Origin of the sequence: Geobacillus sp. (genome assembly GCF_017515625.1) — a bacterium.
GTDB lineage: Bacteria > Bacillota > Bacilli > Bacillales > Anoxybacillaceae > Geobacillus > Geobacillus stearothermophilus.
In genome coordinates this window covers 1-8,381 of record NZ_JAFWFM010000110.1, presented here as the reverse complement: position 1 = coordinate 8,381, position 8,381 = coordinate 1, and the positions used below count along the sequence as shown (strand labels likewise).

Sequence of the window (8,381 nt, the reverse complement as noted above, 5' to 3'; positions counted from 1 at the left end):
CTAGACGGTATATTGTTAGCTTATTCCCTGGTTACACTTGGGCTAGTTGAGCGCTAAAGCTCAACTAGCACCACGGGTATTATAATCAAAAAACGATTGTTGAGAATAAGTATAAAGCATTGGAAAACAAGGTTCATTCTAAAGATTCTACATGGGAAGAAGTGGTGAAATCTTTAAAAGAAATTGCTAAATTAGGATTTGATTTCATCATTGGTGATGATATTAAAACTTTATTGGATGGCAATGCTAGTACAATAGATAAATTGATTGCTTCCCTAAGCTTTATTCCAGGTGGTAAAGTTGTAAATGAGGGTGTTAAACTGAGTAAAATGGGGAGTAAAGTATTGTTGAGGCTTGATTTGCAATTTTTTGCTAGAGAAGCAGTACATTCTGTTATTAGATCTTTACCGGAAAATCCTAAAGATTTATTGAAGAGGGGATGGCAGGATGTAACTGATCCAAGAATGAAAGCAAATACTAAAATGAGAGAATATAAAGACCCTGTAACGGGTCTAAAAGTTAGATTTGACCCAGCAACGCCAGGAGCAAGTGGTTATGAAGGGAAAGATCATTATCATATATATAATCCTAATGCCACAGGAAAAAATGATATGTATTTGGACATAAATGGTAACCCGGTGGCAAAGGGATCAAAAGCTTCGCATATTGTGATTAATAGGGGGAAGAAATGATGAGAATATCTGATTTTCTTAAAAGATATAATTTACATGGGAGTTTAATTAATAATGTGGAATATGATTCCACTACAAAAAGAGTATCTATTGAAACTGAGTTATGTAAATGGCAGCAATTTGATTATGACGAAACTAAAGATCCTGAAATGATTGAGGGATTCATTGTTTTTGAAGATGTAACATATTTTGAAACAGATTGCGTTAAAGACTTTGATGCTGATGAAATATTGGAAGCGGTGCTTATTTCCGAAACTCCATCGCTTGAAAAAGTTAAAATAGTAACCGATGGGGTGAACATCATCATTATTGAGGCAGGGAATGTAGAGTGGCACTCACTTTGAGTTCAATGCTTGAGGAAAAGAACATTAAAATGTATACAGCGCATACAGTTGTATCGAACGATATTGCTTCATACAGTTTCGAGAAACAAAGGGAGGATGACATCACATATGAAGATGAACCGCCTCGCGAAATAAAGCTGGTGAAGGTGGATGGTACGTATGGAACGTATCGCGTCGAGGAGAAGATGAAGCCGAGTGATGTGGTGGGGTGTGCTTTGTTATCGTTTTACTTATAGCTTATTTTAGCTAAACAAAAGGCGGATCTCTCCGCCTTTTCGCACGAGATAGCAACTCAAAAGAATTTTGCACAAATTTTGCACAACACAAAAGAATGTGTCGCTCAAACATTAAAATATCAATACTTTTCGGTAAATGGTTATTATCCTCTCGGGCCGCTAGTGAAAACCCTTGCGATGCGGGGGTTTTTTCTTTATCTCCCGCCATATTCGCCGCAACTCACCCCGATCGAGCGTTTGCGGAAATGGCGGAAAGATCCTGTCATGGCGAATGTATTTCATAAAGAACGAAACGATATCATGCAAGCCTTTGATCGATGGCTTATATCCATGAACATCCGGAGAAGGTGCTGCAGCGCTTGGGGGATGGGGCGTGATGAGAAGTCCACTCTTCATGTTGCATGTATATACATAAAGAACGCCTGCTCGTGACGAAAGAAGCGGCTCTCTCACTAGTTGAGAGAGCCGCTTTTTTAGTAGAATAGAAGAAAAATAGAAACGAAGAATAACATTTCTATACGAAGGAGTTATTCCCATGTCATTGCACGATCTTTTCCGCCAAGTGATGGCCATTTACGAACAAGAAAAACGCGAAAAACTGTCAAAAGAGCGGCGGACGTTTCAGTTAGTGACGCGGGCGATTCCAGAGGCGTTGAAAGCGCTGCCGTTTCTGCCGCCTGATCGGTATATGGTGAAAGGGTCGGTCGGTCAAGGGAATTGGACCGACGTGCCGTGGGTGGCGGTGATGGACCAAGAAGTGACGGATTCGACGCAGCGAGGGTATTATATCGTCTACTTATTCAGTGAAGATAGGCGCCGCCTCTATTTGACGCTCGCCCAAGGGGTGACGGAGACGCCGAAAGACGAAATGGAGCGGGTGAAGCGGGACATCCGCCAACTCATTCCCGCCGGAGAGCGCGTGCGGACCGATGATGACATCCATCTTGGCGAAAGCAAACGGGCGAAAGACTACGAACGGTCGGTGGCGGCGTATATCGCCTATTCGTTTGACGATCTGCCATCCGATGAACAACTCGCGCGCGACCTCGAAACGATGATCGATTATTACCGACAGTATGTAGAGCGAACAGAACCAATGGCATCGCCCGAGCAGGTCTTTTCCTATCGGGAGGCGGTTGAGCATATTCATTCATACATATCCGCCAAAGGTTTTTATTACACAAAAGAGGAAGTGGCCAACCTCTTTCTATCGTTAAAAACAAAACCGTTTGTCATCTTGTCCGGCATTTCTGGAACGGGGAAAACGAAAATCGTTCAATGGCTCGCCGAGAGCGTCGGCGCCACGGAAGACAACGGCCGCTTCGCCTTGATCCCCGTCCGTCCGGACTGGAACGACGGCTCGGACTTGCTTGGCTATGTCGACATTAAAGGCGAGTTCAAGCCCGGGCCCCTTACGAACGTCATCATCGAAGCCGAGAACCATCCGGACAAACCGTATTTCGTCGTGTTGGACGAGATGAACCTCGCCCGCGTTGAGCATTATTTCAGCGATGTCTTAAGCGTCATGGAAAGCCGCCGCTGGGAAGACGGGCGCATCACCTCGTCACGGCTGCTGCCGCGAGAAACGGTGGGGCGCGACCTTTTTCTCCCACCGAACGTCTACATCATCGGCACGGTCAACATGGACGAGACGACCCACCCCTTCAGCAAAAAAGTGCTCGACCGCGCGAACACGATCGAGTTCAACCGTGTCCGTCTCGACCATCTCGACTTTTTGCGCGATGTGCCGACCGTTGTACCCCAACCTGTCGGGCAGGAGCTGTTCGCGGCGCGGTATTTGCATTTGAAAGATGTGTACGCACGCTGCCCAGAGCTTGTTGAAACGGTGACGAAACAGCTCGTGGACATCAACCACATCCTTGAGCCGCTCGGGGCGCACATCGGCTACCGCGTCCGCGATGAAATCTGCTTTTATCTTGCTTACAACGAAGAAGGAAAGCTGATGGAATTTGACAAGGCGTTCGACTATTGCCTGATGCAAAAAATGTTGCCGCGCCTTTCAGGAAGCGACGCGCGGCTCGAGCGGGCGCTCAAACAGCTGTTTGTCCTGTGCGCCGGTTTTGAACCGGATGGGGACTACAGCGGTGCGCTTGATGTGTCGTACGCCCGCTATCCAAAAAGCGCGGAGAAAATTTGGCGCATGCTGCGGAGGTTAGAGGACGATGGCTTCACTTCGTTCTGGCTCGGGGCGTGACGACTATGAGCTCGTCCATATCGAAACGGAACAGCTCACGCTCGTAATCAAAGGAAAGCCGTACCATGAACAATACGAAGGGCTTAAGCAGTACCGCCGCCTCGATTTCCACGAGACGATGGAGTTTTTCGCAAGCGGCGAAGGGGTGCGAAACGTCAAGCTGTTTGACGTGGACGCGGGGGCGCTTGTCGACTGGTCGGGCGGCCACCGCCCGATTTTCTTTGAAAACGGCGTCTATCAGCTGCTTGTCGTTCCGAAAACCGAGCGGGTGCTTACCTTTTATCATGAATCGCCAGCCATTCGGAACGCCATCAGCCTGGTGGACATCGGCGGACAGGCGGTGTTGATGGGCAACCTCTATTTCCCGAATGAAGTCGGGCTGTCGACATTCGAAATCCGCGACGGCCACCGCTCCGTTTTGGACGTGACGATCGAAATTTTTCCGACGAAATTGACCTACAAACAAGACTACCAGCGGCTGCTTGATGAAGTGAGCGAAGAAATTTACAACTTGGCGTTTCACTTTATCAAGCGCACATACCAGCGGGCGAAGGCGAAGCGCAGCGGCGCGCCGTCCCGAAGCGAATTTTTCCGGCTTATGGAGGCGCATATCGGCGATTTTTTGCAGGCCATTCGCCATATCGAGCGGCAGCCGCACCATCAACTGTCGACCGTCCATGTGAGGGTGCGCGGCGACCAGCTCGGCCGTTTGGATGCGGCAGGACGGAATGATTTGCGCAAGCGGCCGCATGTGTTCCGCGATGTCAACCGCGGCATCGACATTGGAAGTCGAACCGTCATGCCGCAATCGGGGCTCAAAGCGAAACAAGAACTGACGTACGACACGCTCGAAAACCGGTTTGTCAAATGGATGATGACGCGCCTTGCCGAGAAGCTGCGCGATTTGTTCGAACACGTGCAAGGGAAACAAAGACGGTACGAAACAGAACCGGATCCGGGTTTGCTTGAGCGCATCCAATCGATGATCCGCGCCCTCGAAACCCGTCTCCGCCACTCCTTTTGGCGGCCGATCGGGCGGCTTGACCGCTCTGTTGCGAGCCTCGTCCTGCAAATGGCGCCTGGATACCGCGACGCTTATCAGCTGTTTCTCCTCATCACCCGCGGCCTCGCCTTGCAGGGAACGCTGTACCGAATGTCCGTCAAAGACGTGGCGACGCTGTACGAGTACTGGACGTTTCTAAAACTCGGGCAGCTTCTCGGGAAAAAATACAGACTCATCAGTCAAAACGTCATCCAAGTGAACCGCTTGGGGCTGTTCGTCCATCTCGACAAAACCCGCTCCGCCAAGCAAGTGTACGAACATCCGCACACGGGCGAGCGAATCACGCTCACGTACCAGCTGTACGAAGGGAGGCTGCCGACCGTCCCGCAAATGCCCGACACGGTTTTGGCGATTGAAAAGAAGGGAAAAGACTATACGTTCAACTACATTTTCGATGCCAAATACCGCCTCGATTTCGCCGTTTCCGGCAGCGCGTATGAAAAACGGTACGGAATGCCAGGCCCGATGGAAGACGACATCAACACGATGCACCGCTACCGTGATTCCCTTGTCGCCCGCCGCGGCGGCCCGTACGAGCGCACCGCCTTTGGCGCCTACGTGCTCTTCCCGTGGCATGACGAAGACAGCTACCAAGCGCACCCGCTGTACAAAAGCATCAACGACGTCAACATCGGCGGCCTGCCGTTTTTGCCGAACGCCACCCGCCTGGTCGAGCAGTTCATCGAGCGGCTGATTGAAAAGAATCCCGAAGAACTGCAACACGAAGGCATCCTGCCGCAAGGGATCATCGAAGAATGGCGGTCGGCGTTCGATGAGCATGTGCTCGTCGGCATGGTGCCAAGCGCGCGGCATTACGAAGTCTATGTGAAGCACCGCTTCTACCACATCCCGGTCAAGCAGCTGAAAAAAGGCTGGCAAAACGCGCGCTACATCGCCCTTTACCCGAAGCGGGGAGCCGCCCCGCAAAACGGGGTCACGTGCTTTGGCAAAATCACCGCCGTGAACATCGTCAAACGCTCGGCCATCACCGAGCTGCCGAAACGAAGCGATGAGGAATACGTTCGCTTCGAAGTCGAAAGCTGGCACTTTCTCCAACACGTCATCCGTCCCGTCGGCTACGGCATCGCCGTTTATGCGATGACGACGCTCAACACGCTCAAACAGGCGAAAGAACTGCCCGAACTGTTCATGAAATCAAGCGAGGACATCGCCCTTTGGCGCATCCTGCGGCGGCTGTCCGACCGCATCCGCTTCGACCTTGACGCCCGCTACTTGGATCAGGCGTCCAAAATCACCGCATACCGCGTCAAAAACGTGTCCATCCGCCTGGAAAGCGGCCGTCTCATCATCACAAACGGCGCAAAGCACAAAACAATCCCCGCCGACCTGCTCCGCAAGCAGCCGTCGGCCGTGTTTCGCGAAGTGGTGGGGATGATGGGGGAGGTGTAGAAAACGAAGAACTTATTATTGTAAGGTAAGGACGTAGGAAAGACAAAACTGATGTTTTTTGTGAATGAAGGTCTATTTCCAACAAGAATTTTGCCTGTAAGACGATTTATTCGACGAATTTCGACAATGCTCGATTGTTTTTTTAGTAAAATAGAATTATGTTAACGAAAGAGATAAAAGGGAGCATCGGTTTTTGATGAAAGCAAAAGGAATAATTGACAATAGACAAAACGGTTTAGTAGGCGACGTTCTAAAAGCGCATATGACAAAAGGCAGCAAATTATCCATTGCTGCTGCGCACTTTACTTTATATGCGTTTGTGGAGCTGAAAAAAGAGCTGTCACAACTCGATGAATTTCGTTTCATTTTCACAGAGCCTGCCTTTGTGCGCGGAAACCGTGCGTTAAAAGGACTAATCGAGAAAAATGAAGCGGCACTGTATGGAGTGGAAGAAGAGCGAAAATATAAAGTAGAGTTAAATCAAGCATACATAGCCAAAGAATTAGCGAAATGGCTGAAACGAAAAGCACAAATTAAATCAGTCACCAATCAGCGCATTCAAGGCGGTTTGTATCATGTCAAAAACAACGATGGAACGCAAATCGGCTTAATCGGCGGTGCGCCGTTTTCCAGCCCAGGTCTAGGCTACAGCAACTCTTCCAATATTTATATTAACCATATTGTCGACGATGAGCATTCAAATACCCAACTGCTTCGTCAGTTTGACGCCATTTGGCAAGATGAACAAGCACTGCAAGATGTGAAAGAGGAAATGTTGCGGCGCTTAGAAGTGATGTATAAAGAAAATTCGCCAGAGTTCATTTACTTCGTGACGCTCTACAATCTATTTAAAGGCTTCTTGCAAGATGCGAAAAACTACGAATCGCTACAAACAAGAACGGGATTTGAAAATACGGTCATTTGGAACAAACTTTACGATTTTCAGCGCGATGGAGTAATTGGCGCCATCAATAAAATCGAAACGTATGGAGGATGCATCATCGCCGACAGCGTTGGACTCGGAAAAACGTTTGAGGCGTTAGCGGTCATTAAATATTACGAACTGCGCAATCATCGCGTTCTCGTGTTGGCGCCAAAAAAATTGAGGGAAAACTGGGCTATTTACCGTTTAAACGATAAGCGCAACATTTTGGCGGAAGACCGCTTTTCCTATGACTTGCTCAACCATACCGATTTATCGCGTGAGCGCGGATATAGCGGCGATATTAATTTGGAGCATGTGAACTGGGGAAATTATGACCTAGTCGTCATCGATGAATCACACAACTTTCGCAATAATGATCCGCGCAACGATCGGGTGACGAGATATTCCCGCTTGATGAACGACATTATTAAAGCGGGAGTGAAAACGAAAGTGTTAATGCTTTCTGCCACCCCTGTCAATAACAAGCTCGATGACTTAAAGAACCAGATTGCTTTCATTACGGAAGGAAATGACAAAGCGCTAGCGGAAACGGCGAACATCAAGAGCATCAGCCAAACGATCCGCCGCGCGCAGTCGCAGTTCAACAAATGGAGCAATCTTCCTGAAGAAGAGCGGACCACTGAGCGGTTGTTAGATATGCTAAACTGGGATTATTTCACCTTGCTTGACTCATTAACAATCGCCCGTTCGCGCCGCCATATCGAAAAATATTACAATGTGAACGCGATCGGCTCGTTTCCGACCCGCCTGAAGCCAATCAATATTAAAGAAACAATTGACGCTAAAGACGAATTTCCGCCGCTGGAGAAGATCAATAATGAAATATTGCGGTTGCGGTTGGCGGTATATTCGCCAATGCAATATATTTTTCCTCATAAAAGGGCTATTTATAACGAAAAGTACGATACGAAAGTGGCAAACGGAAGAATTTTTAAACAAACCGACCGGGAAAATAACCTTGTCTATTTAATGAAATCCAACTTGTTGAAACGATTAGAAAGCAGCATTCATTCCTTTTCTTTAACATTGGAAAACATTATTCATCAGATCGATTCGCACATTCAAAAAATAGATCAATATGATCCGAAAAACGAAACGATCGGAGATATTAATGATATAGATATGGAAGATCCTGATTTAGAAGACGCGTTAATCGGCTCGAAAGTGAAAATTTTCATCAAAGATATGGATCTAATCCGATGGAAGCAAGATTTATTATATGACCGCGAGATTTTAGCGAAGTTGCTTGCGCAAGCGAGAAGGATAACGCCAGATCGCGATAAAAAATTATTGGCATTGAAAAAAGTCATTCAAAACAAAATCGAGAATCCGATTAACGGCCAAAACAAGACCCGAGTTCGACAGTTTTGAGGCCATTTTAGGCAAATGAAAATGGTCAAAATGCTGTAATATCAAGGATTTCACGATGCGGATCCTAGAAAAAAACGCTGAATTTCATAGGCACACGATTTGAT

Annotated in this window: 5 protein-coding genes; all 5 read left to right on the top strand. The window is 47.9% G+C overall.

The genetic code is table 11. The annotated features are described in order from the left end of the window. Positions 1-119 precede the first annotated feature (119 nt). Positions 120-692 carry a hypothetical protein gene (locus tag IKE44_RS06860; protein ID WP_287465423.1) on the top strand — a complete coding sequence of 191 codons (573 nt, stop codon included), beginning with the start codon at positions 120-122 and terminating at the stop codon, positions 690-692. Next, positions 692-1,036 (top strand): hypothetical protein, encoded by a 345-nt coding sequence (locus tag IKE44_RS06855; RefSeq protein ID WP_230581431.1) that lies wholly within the window; start codon positions 692-694, stop codon positions 1,034-1,036. The genes IKE44_RS06860 and IKE44_RS06855 overlap by 1 nt, the downstream gene beginning before the upstream one ends. A gap of 771 nt (positions 1,037-1,807) precedes the next feature. Next, complete coding sequence (locus IKE44_RS06850) at positions 1,808-3,487, top strand: MrcB family domain-containing protein (protein WP_287465420.1); 1,680 nt, start codon at positions 1,808-1,810, stop codon at positions 3,485-3,487. Next, on the top strand, positions 3,456-5,960 hold the full coding sequence (locus IKE44_RS06845; protein ID WP_287465418.1) for a DUF2357 domain-containing protein: 2,505 nt from the start codon (positions 3,456-3,458) through the stop codon (positions 5,958-5,960). The genes IKE44_RS06850 and IKE44_RS06845 overlap by 32 nt, the downstream gene beginning before the upstream one ends. A gap of 196 nt (positions 5,961-6,156) precedes the next feature. Beyond that, complete coding sequence (locus tag IKE44_RS06840) at positions 6,157-8,277, top strand: DEAD/DEAH box helicase family protein (protein ID WP_287465425.1); 2,121 nt, start codon at positions 6,157-6,159, stop codon at positions 8,275-8,277. The last annotated feature ends 104 nt before the right edge of the window (positions 8,278-8,381 follow it).

Coding starts and splice junctions, on each gene's coding strand:
- IKE44_RS06845 (WP_287465418.1), top strand. CDS start 3,456: ATGGCTTCACTTCGTTCTGGCTCGGGGCGTGACGACTATGAGCTCGTC.
- IKE44_RS06855 (WP_230581431.1), top strand. CDS start 692: ATGAGAATATCTGATTTTCTTAAAAGATATAATTTACATGGGAGTTTA.
- IKE44_RS06850 (WP_287465420.1), top strand. CDS start 1,808: ATGTCATTGCACGATCTTTTCCGCCAAGTGATGGCCATTTACGAACAA.
- IKE44_RS06840 (WP_287465425.1), top strand. CDS start 6,157: ATGAAAGCAAAAGGAATAATTGACAATAGACAAAACGGTTTAGTAGGC.